This window comes from Deinococcus sonorensis KR-87 (genome assembly GCF_040256395.1).
Classification (GTDB): domain Bacteria; phylum Deinococcota; class Deinococci; order Deinococcales; family Deinococcaceae; genus Deinococcus; species Deinococcus sonorensis.
Genome location: NZ_CP158297.1, coordinates 453,864 through 476,411 on the forward strand (window position 1 = coordinate 453,864; position 22,548 = coordinate 476,411).

A 22,548-nucleotide genomic window follows, 5' to 3' on the forward strand; every position below is an offset into this window, starting at 1 on the left:
AGAGAATGCCCGGCCAGATTCCGTTCGTGGAGGCGCTGGGGACGGAGGTGACGAGCGCTTCAGCCCGCCCCTCGTGTTCGGGAGCGGGCCAGCCGCCGGCCAGGCGCGTACAGTCTGATCATGTCCTCCCCGCCCCCCGTGTTGACCGACGATGACGTGGGCGCTGCCGTCCGGGTGCTGGTGCGTGATGCCGCTGTTCACGTGCTCGAGTGGCACGAGGAGGAGGTGGGGTGGCAGGTCGTGAGCGAGGTGACGGACGGGGTGCGCCGGCTGCGCGGTTGGGTCCGGCGCGACGGGCAGGACCTGCCCTGGTCGCTCATCGTCAAAACCTCACGCCCTGTGGAGGATGGTGACGCGCAGGATCACCACGGCTGGCAACGGGAATGGAGGGCCTACACGTCCGGCCTGCTCCAGCCGGCAGGGTCGGTCCGGCCTGCCCGGCTGCTCCAGGTGACCCGGCCGTCGCCCGACCGCATTCTGCTGTGGCTGGAGGACGTGCCCGACACCTCGCCGGAGGTCTGGGCCCTTCAGCAGCACGTGCGGTTTGCTGGGCAGCTGGGCGCCTTCAACGCCGCTCATCCTGTGGGCGGGTCGAGACCCGCGTGGCTGTGGCAGGACTGGTTGCTCTCCTTGAGGGTCCACGCGCCCGGGGTGGGGGCCCTCGCGGCGCAGGCCGAAGTGTGGAACGAGCCGCTGGTGCGCCTGGCCTTCCCGGTGCCGTGCACCGCCGCACTCCAGCGGGTGAGCGCGGCGTTCGAGCGATGGAGCGCGCACCTGATGGCGCTGCCCCAGACCCTGGTGCACCTGGACGCCGGACGGTTCAACGTGAGGGTCTTCTCGGAGGGCGGGCAGCCGTCCACGGTTCTGCTGGACTGGCAGGCGTTGGGGACGGGCCCGCTGGGCGCGGATCTGGCGATGACCCACTTCCTGAACGTGTGCCGCTTCTACGCCGACCCGCGTGCGGTCGAGGCGATCGACGCACAGGGGTTCGAGGCGTACTGGGCGGCGGTGAGGGGCCGCGGCCTGGGGGTCGGCCGGTCCGAGGTGCGGTTCGCCTACACCGCCGTGTCCGCGATGCGTGCGGCCATTGTCGTCCAGTTGCTGCTCTCCCGCCTGGTGCCGCCGGCGGTGGACCTGCGGTTGTGGGCGGCGTGGGGCCACAAGCGGGGATGGTCCGAGCACGAGGCCCTGCGGGCCTGGGGGCAGGGCATGAGCGCCCTGCTCGCGTTGGGGGCGGAAGCAGACGCGCTCGCGCAGGACCGCTGACGGCGCTCGTCGGGGCGATCGTTCGTGCCGTTTTTGAGCGTGGCATTGACCGGCCGGTGCAGGTCGGACGCGTCCGGATCCTCCCTCCTGTGCAGCACGGTGCCTGGGCTGGAGCACGAGCGACGCGCGAAGTCGATCACAAGCCGTTCTTCGACACAGCCGGTTCCCGCTGCACCGATGGCGTCGGCGCACCACCGCCGCGGGGGTCGAAGCCCCCGAGCCGTTTGTCCGCCGGTCGTCACTGTCCGTGATGGCGCCGGATTCGGCGTGGATGGTGTGCCAGAGTGAAGCATGACGCGGCGGCGTGCCCTGGTCCTCCAAACGGCTTTTGCCTTCGACATGCGGAAATGGCGTCCGTACTCCGCCCTGCGCAGTTCTGTGGGGCTGGCGTTGCCGGTCGTCTGGGCGGGACTCACCGGGCACACCGCCTGGGGGGTGCTGGCCGCGAACGGCGCCATGAACGCCGCGCTGCCGAGCATGAACAGCGTCCCGCGGCGGCGCATTCAGGTGATGCTGGGCGTCAGCGCCAGCACGGCCCTGCTGGGCATGCTCGGCGTGCTCGTCGGCCAGAACATCCTGGCCTGCACGCTGGTCATGACCGTGCTGGGCATGCTGCTGACCGTGTACGGCGCGGCGGGCCCCGCCAACTTCAGCGTCGGCGTCTCCAGCACCACGACCTTCATCGTGTTGACCGGCCTGCACCTCCCCCCCTCGGCCGCGCCCCTGAGTGGCCTGCTGATTCTGGCCGGGGGCCTCCTTCAGACGGTGCTGCTGGTGGTCGTGTGGCCCATCCGTCCCCGCCGGCTGGAACGCAGCGCGGTAGCACAGGTGTACCACGCTCAGGCGGCGCTGCTGGCGGAGCTGCCGGACACGTTGAGTGCGCTGCCCGAGGCGCAGAGCCTGCAGGACGCCTGGGCGGTCCTGGGGGAGATCCGCGCGCAGGGCTGGACGGACGAGCACGCGGCCCTGCGTCACGCCCTGCGGATTGCGGAAGGAACCAGGGCGGCCCTGGTCGGCTACGTGAGCGCGGACGCCGAATGCCGGGAGCAGGGACACCCGCTGCTGGCGCAGCAGACCGGTGAGGTGCTGGCTCAGGCCCTGCGCCAGGTCGAGGGAAGCGTCCGGCTCGGCCAGCCGAGCTTGAGTGCACCGACACTCGCCCGCCTGAACCAGCAGTACGACGACCTCCGTCACTCCCCGGCCGGCGGGCTGACCCGGTGGACGGGGCTCATCCTGAACCTGCTGCGGGAGCTGAACCGCCCCCAGATGCAGGCGGACGCGCCGCGTGCCCTCGCCGCGGCTCCATCCGTGTGGTCCGCCCTGGTGAAGGTCCCGCCCCTCAAGTGGGACTCGCCGGTGACGCGGCACGCCGTGACCTACGGCCTGCTGCTGGGCCTGTTGACGCTCGCCACGCGCCTGCTGCAGGTGCCGCACGGGTACTGGCTGGTGCTGACCGCAGCGGTGGTCCTGCGTCAGGAGTACACGACCACCCTCACCCGTGGGGTCGCGCGGCTGGGCGGGACCGCCACGGGCGTCCTGGCCGCGGAACTGATCACGCTGCTCGTTCACCCGGCCGCCCCGCACCTCGCCTGGTGGAGCCTGCTGGGAGCGTTCCTGGCATTCGCTTTGTTTCCCACTGGGTACGCGGCCTTCTCGGCGGCGCTGACGCTGTACGTGGTCTGTGCCGTCGCGGCCTCGGGGGTGGCGGAAAGCACCGTGATCGGGCTGAGGCTGGCCCTCACGCTGCTGGGCGGCGCGCTGGCCCTGGGTGCCGCGCTGCTGTCCCCCACCGGGCCGAGCAACGGCACGCGCGAGGCGTTGCGGGACGCGGTGAGCGCGCAGATCAAGTACCTGAAGACGCTCCGCGACCTGCGACGCCACACCACCGCGGGCGCGATTGCTGCGGCGAGTGATGCCCGCGCTCACGCCCGCGAGCGTCGCCTTCAGGCGGAACGCACCGTGCAGGCGAGCCGGCTCGAACCCCGGCGCCGGCGCCGAGCAACCCCGGCGGCCCTCAGCGGCGCGCAGGCCCAGACGTACCTGCAGCGATTGACCGAGAACGCCGCCCTCGGCCTGACCCTGCACGCCAGCGCCGTGGGGAGATCACGGACGCAGGCCGACCCGGACCTCAACGCAGCGATCCAGAGCGCGCACGCCCTGTTGGACGAGTTGGAAGGGCAGTCCGCCATGACAGAGACCCGCTGATAGCGGCTGTCATCCAAGCACCGCCTCGAAAGGAAACGGCTTGAACCGGGAACAGGTGCAACTGGATGGCCCTGATCTGCTGGAGACCCACGAGTCCACCCCCGGCACCGTGCAGGTGGCCCTCGTGCCTACGGGTGGGCCGTGCCGCTGGCCCGTCGCCTCCGCCTGCCGGTGGGTTCGTCGGTAACGGGCATCTTCGTTCGTCTGGGCGACGGACTCACCTTCAGCGCGAAGGCACCCCGTCAGCGGTGCCGGGATTGCAAGCCTGCGCTCAGCCGGCACGATGACTCTCTATCGGCGGCTGGTGCCTTGCCGTGGCGATGCACGGGTTGCACGGTGGGGGAACCGGTCACCAGATCTGCTTCTGGTTCAGCCTGCCTCTGGCGCGGCATTGCCGTTCCTCGGGGCGGCCCGCGCACCGACCACCACGTCCTGTGGCGTCAGCGAACACTGCGGGGACGCAGGACCGTGCCGGCCCGAGTGAGTGGACCGCGGAGGGCCACGGCCAGGAGACCGACCAGGCCCGCACACGCCAGGGTGGTGCCGGCCAGGGACGTGGCTGCGATGGCGGCACTCACCGCGAAGTCACCGATCGGCCGGACGCCACCGGCCAGCAGCGTGTTGACGCTCATGACCCGTCCCCGGGCCTGCTCGGGAGCGAGCAACTGCATCAGCGTGACGGCGGTGGTGCCGACCACGTTGCGCGCCGCGCCGTGCACCAGGAGGGCCGCAGCACAGAGCGCCAGCGATGAACTGAGCGCGAAGACCGCCAGGGCCGCCGCCCACACGATCAACCCGACGACAAACACGTCACGCTGCCGTTCCCCACTGCTCGCCGCCTGCGCCACCGAGGCGAGCAGCGTCCCGGCGCCGACCGCCAGGAACAGCAGCGCGAGTGGCGCTCCGTCCACGTGCAACACCTGGGCGGCGTACAGCGGCAGCAGCATCGACGGGGACGGCCCGAGCAGCAGCAGCGCCCCGTACCCGGACACGACCCACGGCAGCGCCGGGTCACGCGCCACCACCTGCAGGCCCTCGCGGACCGAGGTCAGCAGCGGCGGCCGTGAGGAGGCTGGCGCTGGCTGGTTCACGGTGCGCATCCGGGCCAGGCAGACGAGCGCGACCACGAAGCTCAGGGCATTCAGGGCGAAGTTCACGCTCAGGCCCAGGCTGGCCGCCGTGACCCCGGCCAGCGCCGGCCCGAGCGTGCCGGCCGCCGTCATGGCCAGGGCGTTCAAGGCCGTGGCGCGCGGCACCTCGCTGTGCGGCACCAGGCCCGGGAACAGGGCGGCGCGCGCGGGCTGGTCGAAACTCATCACCATGCCGGAGCAGAACGCCAGCGCGACCACGACGGGCAGGCTGGCGGTGCCCGTGGCACTCAGGACGGCCAGCGTGAGGGCCAGGCCCATCAGGAGCGTCTGGGTGACGAACAGCACGGCGCGCCGGTTCACGCGGTCCACGACGCCGCCCCCGATCAGGGCGAAGAGGAAGAAGGCCAGCGCCTGTGCGAGCGACACCGCGCCGAGGGCCAGCGCGGACTGGTGGCTGAGCTTCAGGACCAGCAGACTCTGACCCACCACCTGCATCAGGCTGCCGACGCCCGACACGGCCTGCCCGGTCCAGAACAGCCGGTAGTCGCGGTGCCGCAGGACGTGGGGAAGGGACCAGTGCCCCCGAAGGACGCGGACTGCAACGCGTATGGACATGGGTGGGCCTCCTGCCCCCGGAAGCGCGGGGGCATGCTTCAGTGGAGTGTAGGGCACCGGCCGGAGGCGGCCAGGGGCGGGCCGCTTCAGCGAGACGCGAGCGGCGCCGGTCCACCCGCCTCGGGTGCCGGTGCGGCGATCCGGACTTTCCCGGCGCGCCGCCTTCGAAGCCAGTGCTCCAGGAGGATGACGACGGTCAGGGACACGGCCCCGAGCGTGACGGGACGCCAGACGACGGGTGAACGCCATGGGCCTCGGCCCGGCAGCGAGCCGACCAGGGTGCGGACTTCCAGGCGTTTGGCCGCCAGGTGCGCGGTGGGGCGGTCGGTGCGGCGGGCCAGGTCGGCGAGCGCCGCGTCGAAGGGAAAGCGCACGTCCGCTGGCCCGGCACCCGGGAACAGCAGCGGTCCGGACCTGCCCCACTGCTCGGGCGTGCGGCGCGCCAGCAGCTGCAGGCCCGAGCGGGTCGTGATGACGGCACCCGCCGGGGCGACGCTCACCAGGCGGCCCGCCAGCGCCGCCGGCACGGTGTCGTACAGCGCCGCGAGCGCGAGATCGTCGGCGCCGTCTTGCAGCGCCACACCCAGGGTGGGGCGATCCCAGCGGTACATCAGGTTCAGCACGGTCAGCGCGGCGTCCCGGGCCGCCGGCCGGAACTGGGGCATGGCGGGGTCGCTGAGGTAGCGGGCTTCGTACGGCAGTGTGCGTGCCGCCTGCACCGCCTTGGCCGGGCCACGCAGGCGGGCGATGACGTGCAGCGCCCCATCGATGCCTGACAGAATGCCCGCGGTGCTGATCACCTGCCCGTCGTCCACGTACCGCTGGCCGCGCACCCAGCGCACCGCCGGGTACTGCCGTTCGATGCGGGCGATGTCACCCCAGTGGGTGGTGGCGGGCCGGCCGTCCAGCAGGCCGGTCGCGGCGAGCATCTCGGCGCCGGCGCAGACGCTCATCACCAGGCGGTGCCGCTGGCCCTGCCGCTGCACCCACCGCCGCAGCGCCTCGTTGCTCCGGACGTTGGGGATGTTCGGCACCACGATCACGTCGGGCGCCCGTCCCAGCTGCGCGTCGAGCTGAGCGAAGGTGAAGTGCGGCAGCACATCCAGGTCGCCGGTCAGGGCCACCGGCGCGCGCGTCTCGGCCACCGTGACCACATTGAATGCGTGCGCGGCCTGGAACGTCGAGAAGGGCGCGAGCACGTCCGCCACCTCGCTCAGGTCACGGCCGAGCACCACGGCGACGGTCGGTCGATCCGGATCGAGGGCCGGCGGCCGGGGCAGCGCGAGCGGCGCGGAGGGAGGGGGCAGCGCCGGCGTGGACAGGAACGCCAGGGCGGTGGTGACCCCGACCAGCAGCGGCAGCGTCAGGAAGGCCACGGGGTACTTGAGACGCCGGAGAACAGCGGGCAGCGTGAGGTTCACAGGAAGCTCCTCTCAGGGCCGGGGGATTCGGGGCAGGCCGCCCGGGGAGACGGCCGGGGTCGCGCGGTCAGCGCAGCTGCCGGACCAGGGCCACGATGGCGTCCGCGGCGGCCTGCGGTTCGTCCAGCTCGACGTTGTGGCCACTGTGATGGGCGGTGACCTGCGTGGTGCGGCTGGAGAGGGTCAGCAGGCGGGCCTGCCCGGCCGTCCATGCGGGAACCGCATTCCGGCCCCGGGAGAGCACAGTGAGCGGCAGGTCGCCGAGGGTCGTCACCTCCCCCGCCTGGGCGAGGCTGGCGGGGATGCCGGCCGTTTCGTCCGAGAGGGTCTGGAAGTAACGGTCGGTGACGGCCAGCGCCGTGGCGGGCCCGGCATCCCGGGCCGGCAGGCCCGCCGAGAGGCCCAGCGGGCCGGACAGCAGCCGCACCAGCCCTAGACGCGCTGCGAGCTTCAGCAGCGGCAGTCCCGGGGTGTCGGACGCGGCGGTCGGCGCGGCCGCGCCCGGCTGCGGACTCATCGACTCGAGCAGCGCCAGCCCGGCCACGTCCTGCGGATAGCGCTGCGCGTAGACGCGCATGGTCAGCCCGCCCAGCGAGTGCCCGGCCAGGACGTACGGGCCGGGGAGGGCGGCGCGGTGCAGCAGGGTGTGCAGTTCCGCCGCGAAATGGGCGGCGTCGCGCGGCAGCGGCCCGGGCTCGCTGTACCCGAGGCCCGCGCGGTCGTACGTGCACACCCGGGTGGTGCCGGCCACCAGCCCCTGCACCGCGTGCCAGGGGGTCGACCAGGCGCCCAGTCCCGCGTCGATCACCACGGTGGGCGCGCCGCTTCCGGCACACTCGAGGTGCAGCCGGAACCCGCCCACGTCCACCAGCCGGCCCGGCGGAGGGTACGCCCGCGCGTCGGCCTGCTCGGCGCGCGTTTCATTGCAGGCCCCGAGCAGGGTGACGCCCGCGAGCAACCCGGCGGACAGCGTCAGGCGGCGCAGCAGCGAAGCGCGGCGCGCGGTGGGCGGGCGAACGGACGGTGAGCGGACAGCCGGGAACTGAGTCATCGCAACTCCTGTGGACCTCGAAGGGGAAGGGCGGAGGAACGGGGGACGTCACCGGGCCTGACCGGCCGGTCGACCGCACTTCCCGGGTGGCCAGCGGCAGCGCTTCGCCACGCTGAGCCGCGGAGCTCAGCGGGTGGCGCCGGGCGCCGTGCCGTTTAAGGTGCAGTGGAGCGGGCGGTGGACGGCGGCAGGCCGTGCCGGGCGTGCCAGAGGCGGCGGAAGTGGCGGGCGTCATCGAAGCCGCACGTGCCGGCGATGGCCTCCAGCGTCAGGTGCGGGTCGGCCATCAGCTGCGCCGCGAGCTCCAGGCGCAGTTCCTGCTGGTAGGCCAGCGGGGTCAGGCCGGTGTGCTGCTTGAACGCGCGCGTCAGGCCACGCGGACTCATGTTCGCCAGGGCGGCCAGGCGATCCAGGCGGGCTTTCTCCGCCACATGCTGGCTGAGTTGGTCCTGCACCCGGTGCACCCCCGGATGCAGGTGAGAACGGTACGCCAGGTGCACGCTCGCCTGGGTCTGAACGCCGTCCCGACGCAGGTAGATCACTAGGTACCGGGCGACCTGGGCGGTGAGCCGCGGCCCGTGTTCACGTTCGAGCAGCGAGAGGGCCATGTCGATGCCGGAGGCGATCCCGGCGCTGGTCGTGATGGGGCCGTCATGGGTGTACAGCACGGCGTCCTGCAGCAGGGCCTTCGGGTACCGCGCCTGCATCGCCGCCACCGAACCCCAGTGGGTGGTGCAGCGCCGCCCGTCCAGCAGCCCCGCTTCCCCCAACGCCGCCAGACCCGTGCAGACCGACGCCAGCCGGGCACCAGCGGCGTACGCGGCCCGCAGCCACGCCGCAGTGGCCGGGTCGATCCACGGCTGACCCGGCACCGGCTCACTCAGCCGGGGGCCGGGAATGATGACCAGGTCCTCCGGGCCCGGCACGGGGAACGGCGCCAGCGGACCCAGCGGCAGGCCCTGGACACTCAGGATCTGCGGCGTGGCGGCACAGAACATCAGGTGGTACTCCGCCCCGAAACGCCGCGCCACGTCGAACACCTGCGCGGGCCCGCCCAGGTCCAGCAGGTTGACCGCCGGCAGCAGCACGAAGATCACGCGCCGCGCCCCGGAGCTGGGGACGGAACTGGACACACCTGGCGGAAGAAGCATGAATTCACCTTAAGCGTTGTGGCGCCAGTCCACCAGGGCGAAAACCGCCCATCAGCGGACGGATCCGGTACATGAAGCGAGGCAAGGGGTCCTCGATCAGGGGTGCTTGTGGGGTGCTGTTGACCCGGGACGCCCCCAGGTGCACCGGCCGGAACGCTCTTGGTCTTCAGACCATTCCGTTCATGCGCCGGTCGACCATGATGGGTTTGGGCTCCAGTGGAAACTTGAGCAGGTGGGCTTTACCGGGGCGACTCCGGCCCGGGTGGTGCAGGATGACGAGAGCTTGCTGGCCCTGTCAATGTCGCTGGTCCGCGCGCTCGTCTCCCCACTCGACTTCGCGGATGCAACGCCTCATCTCGTTCGCTGCGGTGGTAGCTCCTTCCAGGAGTGACTCTGGCACTGAGCAGCATCCCAGCGCTGAAGCGTCCGGTCATCTGACGCGGCGTTCATTCGCAGCACCAAAAAACCCTGATTTCTTCGGGGCCAGTGGTGACACTCTCCTCGCGCCGTACAGCAGCACGGCGTTCCATCCGGTTGCGGCATCGGGTGATCTCCGGCCTCACCCGAGCGTCCAGTGAGACCGCCGGTGCCTCTCTGCCCCTTCGATGCTCGTGCACGCTGATGTTCAGCGTGGTCACCCGCACGTCGAACGACACGCGCTGCCCCCCGCGTCCCCACCTGCGGCGACGTCAACGTTACCGTCTGGTGGTGCGTTTCGGAGCCGCCTACGGCTTCGCCACCTTCGACCCGGGTTTCGCCTTCCCCTGAGTGGCGCGACTCGTGCCGAGCGCCTGGCCCTTCTCGAGGCTGGCACCCCAGTGGAGGCCGAGTTGCCTCGCACGAATCAGGACGCTCGCCAGGTGTTGGGGAACCTTCCTCGTCCCCTCACGGGGCGCTTACCGGCGTTTGAAACGCTGTGATGGACGACGACAATTTCAGACCTTGAGGTCGCGGCGTTGGCTCTCGCAGCTGCCGCACCTGTCCCAGACGCAAAGGAAGGCACCGATGAAGACCTCCTTACTGACGACCCTCGGGACAACCTGCCTGCTCAGTGTCAGCGTGGCCATGGCGGCGGACAAGGCCGTGACGGTCGCCTTCCCGTCGGATTTCCAGAGCCTCGACCCGGCCATCGGGTATGACACGCAGAGCTGGCCAGTCATTCACGCGCTGTTCGTCACGCTGCTGACGTACGGCCAGGGCACGGACCTGAAGCCGTGGGGCGCCACGGACCTCGGGCAGGCGAGCGCGGACGGGAAAACCTACACCTTCCACCTCCGGAAGGGCATCACCTTCACCGACGGGGAGCCGACCGACGCCGCCGCGTACAAGTACGCCATCGAACGGATACTTGATCCCAAAACGAAATCGCCTCAGGGCGGAACGGCCGGCTGGTTCGGCGCGCTGGACGGCGCGGCGGACTTCGTCGCTGGGAAGGCCAAGGCGGTGCGCGGCATCCAGGTGCTCGACCCGTACACCATCCGCTTTAAGCTGGCGGTGCCGGACCGCACGTTCCTCAACGCGCTGGCGACGCCGTTCGCCTCGGCCCTCCCCCGCAAAGCCGTCGAGCGTCTGGGCAGCGACTTCTCCCACCACGTGGTCGGCAACGGACCATTCGTCCTCGAGTCCTGGGTGCCGGGACAGAAGGCGGTGCTGACGAAGAACCCGAAGTACTTCGCGGCGTCGCAGGTGCACGTGCCGCGCCTGGAGTTCACGCTGGGCCTCAGCGAGCAGGTGGCGTTGCTGCGCGCGCAGCGCGGCGAAGTGGACGTACTCGGCAACGGCATCCCATCCGCGCAATTCGCGTCCATCGTCAACACGCCGCGCTTCAAGCCGTACATCAAGAGCGCCGTGCAGGTCGGCACCTGGTACCTGTTCATGAACGCGCAGAAGGCGCCGTTCAACAACAAACTGGTGCGCCAGGCGGTGAGTCTGGCCATCAACAAACCGCGCCTGGTGCAGCTGATGAACGGCCGCGGCAAGGTCACCGCGCAGATCCTGCCGCCGGGCATGCCCGGGTACGACGCCACGGTGAGCGCCGCTCCCATGAACGTCGCGCGCAGTACGGCGCTGCTCAAGCAGGCGGGGTACGTGGACTCGGGCGCGCTGCAGCTGGTCGTCAGCACCGACGACCCGAGCCCCAAGCTCGCGCAGGCCGTGCAGCAGCAGCTGGCGGCCATCGGCATGAAGGTGGAGATCAAAGCGCTGCCCGGCGCGGAGTACCTGCACACGATCTCGTCGCCGGGCACCACCGCCATCGGGCTGTCGTCGTGGTATCAGGCGTACCCCGACCCCTCGAATTTTCTCGACGTGATGTTCAAGACCGGCTATTACACCTCCGGCGGGTGGAACATCTCGGGGTACCTCAATCCCGCCACCGACGCCCAGCTGACGAAACTGCGCGGGCAACCCCTGAAGGCGGCGCTGCCCGGCTACCAGGCGGTGCAGAAGCGGATCCTGAGCGACTTCACGTGGATTCCGCTGTTCAACCCGGTGCAGTACAACTTCGTGAATCCGCGGGTGAAGAACGTCGCCATCCATCCGGTGTGGGGCTACGTGTACCAGGACTGGGGACTCCAGTCACCGTGAAGGGCGCTGCTGGCAAGCCCCGTTGAGCCGTTCCGCGCGAGCCCTGCGGGGCTCCGACCTGGCCTGCCCGCGTTCGGGCCGTTGAACATTGAGGAGCATATGACGTCAACCCCGGCCCCATCCGACAGCTCTGCGATCCTGGCATTTCTGCGGCGCCTGGTGGAAGTCACGGGCCCCAGCGGGTCTGAGGAGGACGTGGCGCGCCTGGTGGTCGAGTTGGCGCGTCCGCTCTGCGATCACCTGCAGGTTGATCCGCTGGGCAACGTCGTCGCCATTCGCCGCGCCGCCGATGCGCAGGCGCGGCGCTGCATCATCTCCGCCCACATGGACGAAGCGGGCTTCCGGGTGCATTCGATCGAACCGGACGGTTTCCTGCGCCTGGAGAAGACCACAGGCTTTGATGAGCGGATCCTGCCGGCCCTGCGGGTGTGGGTGCGCACCGCCACCGAGCGGCTGATGGGCGTGGTGGGCTGCACCAGCGTCCACCTGATGACGGATGCGGACCGCCGCACGGTTGTGCCGGCCTCGGACCTGTACGTCGACATCGGGGCCAGCAGCGCACAGCAGGCGGCCGAGATGGGCGTGGCCATCGGCGACCCGGTGGGCTTCGTGGGGTCGCTGACCGAGCTGGGGAAACGCAGCGGGCGCTTCACCGCGCACGGGCTGGACGACCGCGCGGGGTGCGCCGTCCTGCTGGCCCTGCTCGCCTCGCTCCAGGACACGCCGCCGCCCGTCACGCTCATCTGCGTGTTCTCGGTGCAGGAGGAGGCGGGACTGCGCGGCGCGCAGGCCGTGGCGCGCCACATCGAGGGTGACGTGGCACTGGCGCTCGACATGACAGCTGTGGACGACACGCCGGATCAGTGCCGGACCCACTTGCGTCTGGGGCAGGGACCGGCCGTCAAGGTCATGGACTTCTCGACCCTGGCGCACCCCGCCATCCGGCGCGGCCTGATGGCGGCCGCTGAGCGCTGCGGGCTGGCCGTTCAAGCGGAGCTGCTCAGAGGCATTGGGACGGACGCTGGAGCGTTGCAGTACGCCATGGGCGGCATGCCGACCGGTGCCGTGTCGGTCGGCAACCGGTACACCCACAGTCCGGTCGAGGTGCTCGACATCCGCGACCTGGACGGCGCGCTGACCCTGCTGCACGCCTTCCTTGAGGCGCTCCCAGAGCTGGATCTCCGCTTCATCGCGTGGGATGATCCGCCTGCCTCACCCTCCTGAGTGGGGATGACGGCGCGTTTGACCAGAGCGATGATCCGGGGCCAGAGCCAACCCGCCCCCTCCACCGACCCGGCACATCAAGGAATCGCGCAGCGGGGGTGGACCGCGCTGCGCATGCCGAACGGCATGGACGTTCGTCGTTTGGGTTGAGCGTCGCCCTGGCCGGCAGGCGCCTCCAGGACCGGGCGCGCACGAGGACCGCTGCGCATGCTCCACCTGGAGGGCATCGACGTTGACCAGAGGCGCGGCTCGGCAAGGCGCGGACGTCTTCCTCGTCTACAGGCGCCCGCCCCGCTTACGGGGTGGCGGATGGACGTGCGAGGCCGCATCCCAGCAGCTCCATCGTGCGAAGGTGTGAGGGCCCAAGGGAGCGCGGCAGCTCACCGGAAGCGCGTTTCCCGTACCAGGTCCCTCACGGCGCTGGTCCTCAGCACACCGCGCCTGATGTTCTGGGCGGCGCGGAGCATTGCTTGTCTCAACGTTCCGGCTGCTCACCGACACCGCCCGCACACCATGGGGGTCGTCCCGAAGACGCCCTGGCCCAACACGGACTTCGGCTCAGCGCCGTGGCTCCTCACGCTTCCTGTAGGCGATGGCCTCCAGCACCCATCCGGGCGCGTCGGGTCCGATCCGGGCGTCGGCCCCGCAGCGTCACTCCCTCTGCCTTGCGCTGCTCCTCGCTCCGGCAGCGTCCTCTCCAGGATCTGCAGCACCGGTCAGTCGGACTCAACGAGCGTCAGCTGAGTCATGGCGTGACGCTGAATCACGTCCTGTACCTCGGGAAAGGGGAGCGCTCCGCTGGACCGCATCAGCAACTCAAAGCGCTCGTTCCCCAACGCTTCATGCGCGCGCCTTGCCGTGCTGGCCTGTCCTGCGGCAAGTTCCGCCCGGTATCGCGGCGTGAACACCGCAAACAGAGCGGCCCGGGCGGTTGGCAGGCTGCCGAGCAGCCGGGCCAGCTCCTCTGGCGCCACCGTGTCGAGCGGAAGCGTCAGATACGCTTCCAACGCCGTCATCCATGAAGGGGTCGCATACGGGGAACATGGTTGGCTCAACACCTGCAGGTACGAGCGGCGCGCCCGCAGCAGATCTCCGCGCTGCTGCTCCATCATCCCTCGAAACGTCAGCGTGACTTCCGGCCAGATCCACCCGGCGCCTGCTTCCTGATGCGCCTCCTGCAACAACTCCTCAGCGGCGTTCAGCTGGTGTTCACTGATGGCCAACGAGGTCAGGTTGAGGAGCGCGGCTGTGGCAGACTCGCGTTGCCCGACACTCCGCGAAATACTCAGACTCTCGTGCAGGAGCCGCTTCGCTTCGTCCAGCTGTCCCAATCCGAAGTGAGCCGAACTCAACATGTTCATGGCTCGCCCCAAAGCGGCCCAGTTCTTCTTCCGTTGAAAGGCCCTCATGCTCGCTTCAAACAAGGGAACGGCCTGCAGATACGCGTGTTGTTGAACGTGCAGACCACCGAGGTTGACCTGGGCCGCCACATATGGGATCTGGTGGCGTTCCGCCAGGCTCAGACACTGCTCAAAGTACCACTGGGCTGAGAGCGACTGCCCGCCCCTCATGGCGATAAGGCCCTGCATATTGACGACCGAAATGATGCCCGCCTGATCATCGAGACCTTCATACAGTTGCCGTGCTTCCTGCACCATCAGGTGCGCTTCCTCCGTCGGTGTCTCTAAAAAGTAGGCCTGGGTTCTGAGCGCCACGGCCAGAGTGCGCTGATCGCCCCATCGCCGACAGCCCTCAATCCCTTCGCGCAGCCAGGTCCGTTCCACTGCGGTCGGAATCCAGCCGTCCGCGATGCTCACGCACAGGAGGCACTGCGCTCGGGCGTACTCCAGCGTCCCGGTCGCGTCCTCTGCCGTCCGGATGGCCGCCTGCAATTGCGAGCGACCGAACACGTCATGGCCTCGATTCGCCCAGAACTGAGCCAGGTCGGCACAAAAGCCCAGGAGGGTCTGCCGCTCTCCTGAGCGCTTCAGGTGCTCTAGGGCCACGCTGAAGTTCTGCTGCTCCTGATCCAACATGTCCAGCCAGCGATCCTCAGACGGCGCGGTCAGATGTGGGTGCGATTCGGCTGCCAGCTGCACAAAATACGTGGCGTGCCGGGTTCGGAAGTGCTCGGCGTCTCCTGACGCTTCCAGCTTCTCCTGAGTGTACTGATACACCAAGGGATGCCGGTCAAACCGTCCCGATGGATCCATCTGCAGCAGCGAGGTGTCCACCAGTCTCGACAGCCGCTGGATCGACACGCCCACGACCTCGCGCGCGGCCTCGCGGGTGAAGCCACCCCGGAAGACCGACAGCCCCGCCAGCGCCCGCTGCTCCTGAAGGGTGAGCCGTCTCCACGAGTACTCGAACACCGTTCGCAGGCTCTGTTGCCGGGCAGGGACATCCCGGGCGGTCGAGGCGGCCAGGTCCAGGTCCAGCGACAGATCGTGCGCCAGATCCTCCAGGGTCAGCACCTTCAACCACGCCGCGGCCAGTTCGATGCCCAGCGGCGCCCCGCCGACAAGTCGGCACAGCTGCTCCACGTGGGAGCGGGTGGCGTCATTCAGCTGGAAGTCCGGCCGCACCTGCCGCGCCCGCTGCACCCACAGCTGCACCGCCTCGGACGGGAGAGGTGCTTCCGGATCTTCTGCCTGCACGGTTTGCTGGAGGCCGAGCACGGAGAAGCGGTGTTCATGTTGCAGGTTGAGGGCCTCGCGGGACGTGACGATCACCCGCAGCTCCGGGCAGGCCGTGAGCAGCGCCTCCACGGTGTCGACCCCCTCCATCAGGTGCTCGAAGTTGTCCAGCACCAGCACGCTCGGCCGCACGTTCACCAATTGAATCAGCTGCTGGAGCAGGTCGCCGGTCCCGCTCACGTCCTGGCCCAAGGTGGTCAGGATCGCCCTGGGGAGCTCCCGCGGGTCCTGCAGGCCCTCCAGCGGGACAAACGCCACCCGGTCCGGGTACTGGCCGCCGAGGCTGGCGGCGAGTTCCAGCGCCAGTCGGGTTTTCCCGATCCCCCCCATCCCCAGCAGGGTCAGCAATCGAGCGCCGTCATCCAGCAGGCGGTGCATCTGGGTCAGCTCCGTCTGCCGACCCACAAACGACCGAATCCGCACCGGCAACGCGGGAAAGCGGTAGAACGCCCGCCGTTCCGGTGATGCACTCCGTTCAGGGCCAGCCGCGTCCGGGGAACGCTCCACCTGAAGCTGGGTCAGCAGCGTCTGGGTGCGAACGGACGGTTGAGCATCCACCTGTTGTGCCAGGGCATGCCGGTGACGTTCATACGTACCCTGGATCTGTGCGGTGTCGCCCAACCGGTGCGCCAGGGTCATCAGCGTCTGCGTGGCGTCCTCGTCGGTGCGGTCCAGGTTGAACCAGCGTTCTGCCAAGTTGAGGGCCTCCGCTGGCTTTCCTTGTGCCTCCGATCGCTTTGTCGCCTGTTGCAGGTGGGTGCGTTGCTGGACCTGCAGGTGGGTCCGCATGGCGCGGAGCCAGTCGGTGAGCTCACCCTCCTCCCCCACCTCCACGCCGTGCAGGAACGGCAGATCGGAGACAGCCGGTCCATCCTGCAACACATCCACTGTGTCTTCGGGCTGCAGCTGGAGCTTTACCAGCGGCCCCTCTCCATGCAGGCGGTCGGGCAGCAGGCGGCGCAATTGCGACAGCAGGGTCCGCAAGGCAGACCGGGCCACCTCCGGCTCGGAGTCCGGCCAGAACAACCCCGCGAGGTCCTCCCGGGCATGCTGGCCCGATTCGAGCAGCAGGTAGCCCAGCAGCAGCGTGAGTTTGCGCGAGGTCCCGGCCAGCGGCTGGCGGTCCAGCCACAGCTGTGGCGGACCCAGCAACGTGATGCTCAGCGCGCCCATAGGAGGAGTTCAGCTTACTGGTCGGTTCCTGCCCCTGCAACGCGGTGGTCTAACGCCCTGTTGACCTGTCCTCGTTCCAGGGGAAGAGAGCACATCCCAGGGGCGGGCAGTGCGGACGTGTTGCGCGGGCCGCGTACCGTCCCTTCAAGCCCCAGGGCACCTGTTCCCGGCGCCAGGAGGCGAGCTGTCCTGTTCTCTCCCATGCCCGTATTGCCCCGTCCCTGGTTCATTCGCTCCTCGTCCTGCTGCCCACCCTCAACCTCACCGCGCTCGGCCGCCTTCGCCCGGTTCGAGGACTCGGAACCTCACCGGACCCCGGAGCAGATCAGTCAGCTGGTGCTCGGTGACGCGACGAAAAGCGCTCTGGAGGACTCGTGTTGGGCCGCTCTGCCTGAGCCATTCGCCTCGGAGTCACCGACGCTGCTGGAAGACGGCGTCACGTGTCAGCAGCACCCGGCCATGTTGCTGGCCGGTGCCTTCCCACCGTATGGGCTGGAAGCCACCACCGGTGCCCTACCGGCCGCGCCCGCCGGCTTCATCGCCTGCCTCCTGGCCAGGGTCATGCCGGTCCACGATCGCTCCATTGCGCTGGCCATTGCGGCCCTGTTGCGCCTGTTGCCTACCTTGGATTCAGACGCAGACGGAGCACCGCCTGCCCCCAGGAGGACCCCCATGATTGAGTACCAGGTGCACCTCGACATCGCTCAAGCCACCCTCCGCACTCTGCACCGTGACGCCGAGGTTCAGCACGCGCTGGCCCGGGCGGTCCAGCCGCGCCGCTCGACGTTCCGCGTGGGGGTCTTCAGCCGCTGGCTGCAGATGCTCCGCCGGTCAACCGCCAGCCACTCCTAAGCTGGCTGTCCCATGTCGCCTCAACCCCGCTGGCGGTTCCCTCTGCTCACGTCCCCGATGTCGTTCCCCATCCTGTATGCCGGCTCGTCCGCCGGACCAGCCGGCGTGTGGTGGCGCTGACCCTGCTGGCCGCCCACTGGACCTCGCTGGTCCACGCGCTCACCCGGGGTGGCGATGATCGGCCCGCTCGCCGTGGGCAACACCACCCTGCTGCGCGGGGTGTGCCGCATTCGGCGGGCGACGTTTGGGGCGAGGCTGTGTGTGGGGACAGGGACAGCGGGCTGTGCGGCGAGGGGCGGGTGCCGCGCCCGATGCGTACCCACGGCGCGGAGGAAGGAACAACCAGCGAGGTGCCGCTGGCGGACATGCCGCTGGCCCAGGGGCTGGCGGTCCGCTCGGCGGCAGCAGTACGCTGATGGAACACCCCTTAACACTGCGTTGGACCTTCCGGATGTCGCCGTACCGCTGAAAGGAGTTGTATGCCCACGACCCTGTCTGCCGACACTGCCCTGTCCCTGATTGAAGGCAATTTGCGGGCCTTCTGGCGCCTGAGTGGCACCTTCCCCGGCTTTACGTTGAGGGAGCACCCCGGGAGCTTCAGTGTCACCTCCGGACTGCCGTTCCCGCTGTTCAACGTGGTGCTGCCCCATGCCGGTCCAGTCGCGGCCGAGCCGCACCAGCTCGAGGTGGTGCTGGACCAGATGCGTCAGGCGGGAGCGCCATTCCTGTTCTGGACACTGCCCTCCTCCCCACCGGGGCTCAGCGAGCTGCTGATCCAGCAGGGGCTGAACCACGTTGGCACGGCCACCGGCATGGTGATCGACCTGACCCGGCCGCTCAAAACGCTGGCACCCCCCGCAGAGGTGGTGCGGGTGCTGGATGATGCCCTGGTGCAGGCCTACCTGCAGGTGTTGAGCGGGGCGTTCGGGCTGCCCGAGCGGTTCATGGACTTCACCACCCGCTGGATGGAGTCCTTCGGGATCCGTCCGGACAGCGACACCCCGAGCGTGGTCGCCTTCATGGATGGCCAGCCGGTGGGGTGCGCGACGATGTCCTTCGGGGCCGGGACCGCCGGGATCTACAACGTGGGGGTGCTGGAGCCGGCCCGGCGGCGGGGCGTGGGGGCGCTGATGACCCGGGAGCTATTGGCGCTTGCGGTACAGCGTGGCGTGCAGACCGCGATCCTGCACTCGACACCGATGGGGTTGAACATGTACACCTCGCTTGGCTTTGAGCCGCACGGAGACGTGGGTCAGTACCTCTGGCTGCCGGATCCCGCCGGCATGCCCGACCATTGACCCCGGTGCACGACGGGATCGGCGGCAGCGTCGGATGAAGTCCCCATGTCTGAAGGTACCCGGCTCCTCACGCCGGTCAGGGCACCGCGCCAGGATCATCTGACCCAGCTCGCCTGATCAGGAGCCCATCCGACCACCGCCGGCCCAGCCTGTTTTTCCTGGAAGGAGCCCATGACGACTGCCCTGCCCACGCCGACCGCCCTGTCCCTGATCGAAGGGAACCTCGTCACCTACTGGCGTGACCTGGGCCGCTTCCCCGGCTTCACGCTGCGCGACCATCCCGGCAGCTTCAGCGTCACCTCGGGGGTGCATGACGCGCTCTTCAACGCGGCCTTCGCGCAGCCGTGTGTTGACGTGGCCCTGGACGTCCAGGTGGACCTGCTCCTCACCGCGATGCGGCAGGTGGGGCTGCCGTTCGTGTACTGGGTGCTGCCGTCTGCGCCAGCGGGGCTGGGTGAACTGCTGGAGCAGCGGGGCCTGAGCTTCGTCGAACACGGCACCTGCATGGCGATGGACCTGCGCCCACCGCTTCGTGAGGTGGCCGTTCCCGCCGACCTGACGCTTCAGTGGGTGATGGATGACCAGACTGAACAGCAGCACGTCCGCGTGATTCGCGACGCCTTCGAGGTGTCGCCGGAGGTGGCGGACGTGCTGGCGCGGCGCTTCACCTACGTGTTCGGCCGGGGACAGGACAGCCCGATGCAGAGCGTGCTGGGCGAGGTGAACGGGCAGCTGGTCGGCTGCGGGTCGCTGTTCCTGGGGGCGGGCACCGCCGGCGTCTACACTGTCGGCGTGACCCCGCTGGCCCGGCGGCGGGGGGTTGGCGCGGCGCTGACCCGTGCCCTGCTGGACCTGGCAAGATGGCGCGGGTTCGAGACGGCCATCCTGCTGTCCTCGGCAGCGGGCCTGAACGTGTACCGCTCGCTCGGTTTCGAGCCGTATGGAGAGATGCGCCAGTACGTCTGGCTGCCGGAGGGCGAGGGCGCCCGCTGAATTCGCCACATCCAGGCTCCGCCGTTCGCTGTCCAGCCCGCCGCGGCTGGTGATCTGCCCGATCCGGGTGCGCGAGTGGACCGGCGACCTCGCAGCCCAAGCTGCGCGCCCAGATCCCACGGCACCAGCCACTGGGCAACGTCGTTGCCGGCGCCACATTCAGGTGCGCTGTCATTGTGGGCGAAGAGGTCGGCTCGGGGAGGTGAATCGAGCCTTCTCCTCTGCGCTGATGGGTCGAGTCAAGGGAGCCCGCACTGCCCTGAGCGTGCCAGACTCCGGATCTCACCCTGAACCTCATCCACCCAGGCCGGATCACTCCTTTGCGGGCACGCCCTTCTCTGGACTTCGGGGAGTCTTCAGGGCCAGTTCGAGCAAGCTTCCCGCTTGGATACGCTTCGCCAGACGGTGCCGCTCGTCAGGGATTTCGGATCCGGGGACCGAGATCCTGAACACCTTCACTGTTCGTGGTCCAGAAGTGTTGATTTGTGGCTCAGCGACGAGGCGTACACCCCTCACCTGGAGGGTATCCTGTCGGGCTTCGCGATGCTCAGCCAGCCCACCTCGGCCCGGCACCCTGCAGGGGGCCAGTGAGCACCCGGCATCTGGAGATCCGTCAGGTGTTGGACGCACTCCAGGCCGCCGGTCTGCACGCCCCCATGAGGAGCGGGTCCGGCAGCACCTGTGTTACCCTGGCCACCAGCGCTGACGGTGCCCTGGACGCGGCAGTTCGGCTGGAACGCCAGCCCCCCGGTTGGTGGGTCCGGGCCGGACCGAGGGTCCGGCTCGCGGTGAGCTGAACAGATTGACCTTCCCTCAAGCCGCGCTCAAGCCGCCTCCATCCGAGTGCAGGGCAGCGGGGCCGGGCGGCGTGAACACTGACGGGGGCGGCTTCCGCAGCCGCCGACCCGCAGTGTTGTTTTTACCCGCCGCGCCAGCCCCGAGGTACCGTATGACCGATCGACCAGAAGAGTCGAGCCCGCCCACCACCGACCTGGACCGTCGCCAGTTTCTGGGCCGGGCTGCCCTGGGACTCGTTGCCGCCACCCTGACGCCCGCGCTGGCCCAGTCGCTGGCCCCCACCGAGAAGCCCTCCACCCCGCCGGAAGAACGCTCGCCCCTCCCGGAAGACCAGCGCGTGGGCTACGCGATTATCGGGCTGGGCGCCATTTCGCTGGGGCAGATGATGCCTGCCATCCGCGAGTCGAAACGCTCCCGCATCACGGCGCTCGTGAGCGGCGACCCGGCGAAGGCGCGGAAGGTGGCGCAGCAGTACGGTGTGGACCCGTCCAGCATCTACACCTACGATACCTTCGACCAGATTCGCGACAACCCGGCGGTGCAGGCGGTCTACATTGCGCTGCCGAACAGCATGCACCGGGAGTACACCGAGCGGGCCGCGCGCGCCGGCAAGCACGTCCTGACCGAAAAACCCATGACTGTGTCGCCAGAGGACGCGCAGGCCATGATTGATGCCTGTGCACGCGCCGGCGTGAAACTGATGGTGGCGTACCGCGCGCACTTTGAGCCGCGCCACGTGGAGGCGGCCCGGCTCACGCAGGCGCACGCGTTCGGGCGACCCAAAATCATTCAGGGTGAGTTCGTGCAGAACATGGGCGACCCGGAACAGTGGCGCCTGAAGCGGGCGCTGGCCGGCGGGGGCGCCCTGCCGGACATCGGTCTGTACCCGCTCAATTTCGCCAGCTACGTGCTGAACGAGCAGCCGAGTTCGGTGGTGGCGAACATCTACAGCACGCCCGGAGACCCGCGCTTCCGGGAGGTGGAGGAGTCGGTGGGCTTCAGCCTGCGCTTCCCCAGCGGCGTGCTGGCGCAGATCAGCACCAGCTACGGGGCGCACCGCTCGGGCCGCTTCCGGGTCATGAGCGAGCGTGGCTGGACGGACCTGAACCCAGCCTTCCAGTACGAGGGCAACCAGTTGTCGGTGGGGCGTCGGGTGGGTCAGCAGGAGGGCACTGAGCAGCGCACCGTCGAGAACAAGAACCAGTTCACGCTGGAGGTGGACCACTTCTCTCAGGCGGTCCGAGAGCACACGCCCCTCAAGACGCCAGGCGAGATGGGTCTGCAGGATCACAGGATCATGGCCGCCATCTACCGCAGCGCCCAGGAGGGCCGGTCCATCCCGTTGGATGGCTAGACCTGTCAGCACAACCGGGCGGTGGCTGGGCGCGGCTGCACGATGTGGCGGCGCTCCTGCCGATCGCCCGGGCCGCGACTGCCCGGAACGCGGCTTCCGACGGCGGCCGTTCGCCCCGCAGGTTCAGGCGGTGCGTGACCGTCCAGCTCCACGGCCCGGCGGTGACCGGCGGTGGGTGGTCCACCTGGTCGACGTCCAGAGGCATCAAAGTGTGTGCCATCAGCCGTCCGGAAACAGATGTTGGGTGCAGCAGGTGAGCCTTCTTTCCGTCTGCCCCGGTCAGGTCAGCATTGGATGCGTGGTCTTCGGCGGCTCAACCTGAGACGGCGCTGCATGGTGACTTTGGGAGCTGTGCCGGGTGTGCCTGCCCGAGGACCGTCAGCGTACCGGGGCCAGTGGCAGCATCCACCCGCCGAAGCCGCCCGCTTTTGGACAGGCTAGGTGGGTATGGCGTGCACCTGGGATGCGTCCTGACGGGCGGGGCTCGGTGGCCGGTGAGCCGAGTCCGCCTCTCCCCTCTCGGACCGCCGCGCCGATGACTGCAGGACAGGGGTGGACCTGTGGACGGCTCTGGTCGCCGCGATGCATGGCCATGCGCTGAGCGGAATGGTAGAGCGCTCTGTACTCGTCGCCTGTACGTGGCGTCTCCTCGTCCGGCCTGCCACCGGGCGGGTCAAGTCATGGAGGTCGGGCCGCTGCAGCGACGCCTCACAGGTTTCCAGCGCAGGTTCACGCCGGCGGCCTCATATGTAGGGTGGTGCTGCGCACTGAGAG

14 protein-coding genes are annotated in these 22,548 nt (G+C 69.4%); 9 read left to right on the top strand and 5 right to left on the bottom strand.

The genetic code is table 11. From position 1 onward, the window contains the following. Window positions 1-120: 120 nt before the first annotated feature. Both ABOD76_RS03160 and ABOD76_RS03165 read left to right on the top strand, forming a co-directional pair. On the top strand, window positions 121-1,266 hold the full coding sequence (locus ABOD76_RS03160; protein ID WP_350241375.1) for a hypothetical protein: 1,146 nt from the start codon (window positions 121-123) through the stop codon (window positions 1,264-1,266). A 339-nt stretch (window positions 1,267-1,605) separates the two neighbouring features. Next, window positions 1,606-3,471: an FUSC family protein gene (locus ABOD76_RS03165; RefSeq protein WP_350241377.1), complete on the top strand. Its 1,866-nt coding sequence runs from the start codon at window positions 1,606-1,608 to the stop codon at window positions 3,469-3,471. A 440-nt stretch (window positions 3,472-3,911) separates the two neighbouring features. On the opposite strand, the gene ABOD76_RS03170 is transcribed toward ABOD76_RS03165, so the two are convergent. The 4 genes from ABOD76_RS03170 to ABOD76_RS03185 form a co-directional block, all read right to left on the bottom strand. Beyond that, window positions 3,912-5,177, bottom strand: coding sequence for an MFS transporter (locus ABOD76_RS03170; protein WP_350241379.1), 1,266 nt, complete (start codon window positions 5,175-5,177; stop codon window positions 3,912-3,914). Between the two features lie 86 nt (window positions 5,178-5,263). Beyond that, window positions 5,264-6,598 (bottom strand): DJ-1/PfpI family protein, encoded by a 1,335-nt coding sequence (locus ABOD76_RS03175; RefSeq protein ID WP_350241381.1) that lies wholly within the window; start codon window positions 6,596-6,598, stop codon window positions 5,264-5,266. A 67-nt stretch (window positions 6,599-6,665) separates the two neighbouring features. Continuing rightward, a complete protein-coding gene (locus tag ABOD76_RS03180; RefSeq protein ID WP_350241384.1) occupies window positions 6,666-7,649 on the bottom strand; it encodes an alpha/beta hydrolase in 984 nt (327 codons plus the stop codon). Between the two features lie 155 nt (window positions 7,650-7,804). Beyond that, a complete protein-coding gene (locus tag ABOD76_RS03185) occupies window positions 7,805-8,800 on the bottom strand; it encodes a GlxA family transcriptional regulator (RefSeq protein ID WP_350241386.1) in 996 nt (331 codons plus the stop codon). A 1,005-nt stretch (window positions 8,801-9,805) separates the two neighbouring features. Here ABOD76_RS03185 and ABOD76_RS03190 point away from each other — a divergent pair. Then, window positions 9,806-11,386 carry an ABC transporter substrate-binding protein gene (locus ABOD76_RS03190; RefSeq protein ID WP_350241387.1) on the top strand — a complete coding sequence of 527 codons (1,581 nt, stop codon included), beginning with the start codon at window positions 9,806-9,808 and terminating at the stop codon, window positions 11,384-11,386. A gap of 195 nt (window positions 11,387-11,581) precedes the next feature. Continuing rightward, on the top strand, window positions 11,582-12,610 hold the full coding sequence (locus tag ABOD76_RS03195) for a M42 family metallopeptidase (RefSeq protein WP_350241389.1): 1,029 nt from the start codon (window positions 11,582-11,584) through the stop codon (window positions 12,608-12,610). Between the two features lie 716 nt (window positions 12,611-13,326). On the opposite strand, the gene ABOD76_RS03200 is transcribed toward ABOD76_RS03195, so the two are convergent. Next, window positions 13,327-16,479, bottom strand: a complete 3,153-nt coding sequence (locus ABOD76_RS03200; protein ID WP_350241390.1) for an AfsR/SARP family transcriptional regulator — start codon at window positions 16,477-16,479, stop codon at window positions 13,327-13,329. A 672-nt stretch (window positions 16,480-17,151) separates the two neighbouring features. Between ABOD76_RS03200 and ABOD76_RS03205 the strand changes: the two genes are divergently transcribed. From ABOD76_RS03205 to ABOD76_RS03225, 5 genes are all read left to right on the top strand, one after another. Continuing rightward, window positions 17,152-17,331, top strand: a complete 180-nt coding sequence (locus ABOD76_RS03205; protein ID WP_350241392.1) for a hypothetical protein — start codon at window positions 17,152-17,154, stop codon at window positions 17,329-17,331. A 257-nt stretch (window positions 17,332-17,588) separates the two neighbouring features. After that, window positions 17,589-17,747 carry a hypothetical protein gene (locus ABOD76_RS03210; protein ID WP_350241393.1) on the top strand — a complete coding sequence of 53 codons (159 nt, stop codon included), beginning with the start codon at window positions 17,589-17,591 and terminating at the stop codon, window positions 17,745-17,747. A gap of 63 nt (window positions 17,748-17,810) precedes the next feature. After that, window positions 17,811-18,629, top strand: coding sequence for a GNAT family N-acetyltransferase (locus ABOD76_RS03215; RefSeq protein ID WP_350241395.1), 819 nt, complete (start codon window positions 17,811-17,813; stop codon window positions 18,627-18,629). A 171-nt stretch (window positions 18,630-18,800) separates the two neighbouring features. Further along, window positions 18,801-19,622 carry a GNAT family N-acetyltransferase gene (locus ABOD76_RS03220; protein WP_350241397.1) on the top strand — a complete coding sequence of 274 codons (822 nt, stop codon included), beginning with the start codon at window positions 18,801-18,803 and terminating at the stop codon, window positions 19,620-19,622. 949 nt (window positions 19,623-20,571) lie between these two features. Further along, complete coding sequence (locus ABOD76_RS03225; RefSeq protein ID WP_350241399.1) at window positions 20,572-21,774, top strand: Gfo/Idh/MocA family protein; 1,203 nt, start codon at window positions 20,572-20,574, stop codon at window positions 21,772-21,774. Window positions 21,775-22,548 lie beyond the last annotated feature (774 nt).

Bases quoted from the DNA above. Each gene is read 5' to 3' on its own strand.
- ABOD76_RS03220 (WP_350241397.1), top strand. From the start codon at position 18,801: ATGACGACTGCCCTGCCCACGCCGACCGCCCTGTCCCTGATCGAAGGG.
- ABOD76_RS03180 (WP_350241384.1), bottom strand. From the start codon at position 7,649: ATGACTCAGTTCCCGGCTGTCCGCTCACCGTCCGTTCGCCCGCCCACC.
- ABOD76_RS03170 (WP_350241379.1), bottom strand. From the start codon at position 5,177: ATGTCCATACGCGTTGCAGTCCGCGTCCTTCGGGGGCACTGGTCCCTT.
- ABOD76_RS03160 (WP_350241375.1), top strand. From the start codon at position 121: ATGTCCTCCCCGCCCCCCGTGTTGACCGACGATGACGTGGGCGCTGCC.
- ABOD76_RS03190 (WP_350241387.1), top strand. From the start codon at position 9,806: ATGAAGACCTCCTTACTGACGACCCTCGGGACAACCTGCCTGCTCAGT.
- ABOD76_RS03215 (WP_350241395.1), top strand. From the start codon at position 17,811: ATGCCCACGACCCTGTCTGCCGACACTGCCCTGTCCCTGATTGAAGGC.
- ABOD76_RS03165 (WP_350241377.1), top strand. From the start codon at position 1,606: ATGCGGAAATGGCGTCCGTACTCCGCCCTGCGCAGTTCTGTGGGGCTG.
- ABOD76_RS03225 (WP_350241399.1), top strand. From the start codon at position 20,572: ATGACCGATCGACCAGAAGAGTCGAGCCCGCCCACCACCGACCTGGAC.
- ABOD76_RS03200 (WP_350241390.1), bottom strand. From the start codon at position 16,479: ATGGGCGCGCTGAGCATCACGTTGCTGGGTCCGCCACAGCTGTGGCTG.
- ABOD76_RS03205 (WP_350241392.1), top strand. From the start codon at position 17,152: ATGATTGAGTACCAGGTGCACCTCGACATCGCTCAAGCCACCCTCCGC.
- ABOD76_RS03185 (WP_350241386.1), bottom strand. From the start codon at position 8,800: ATGCTTCTTCCGCCAGGTGTGTCCAGTTCCGTCCCCAGCTCCGGGGCG.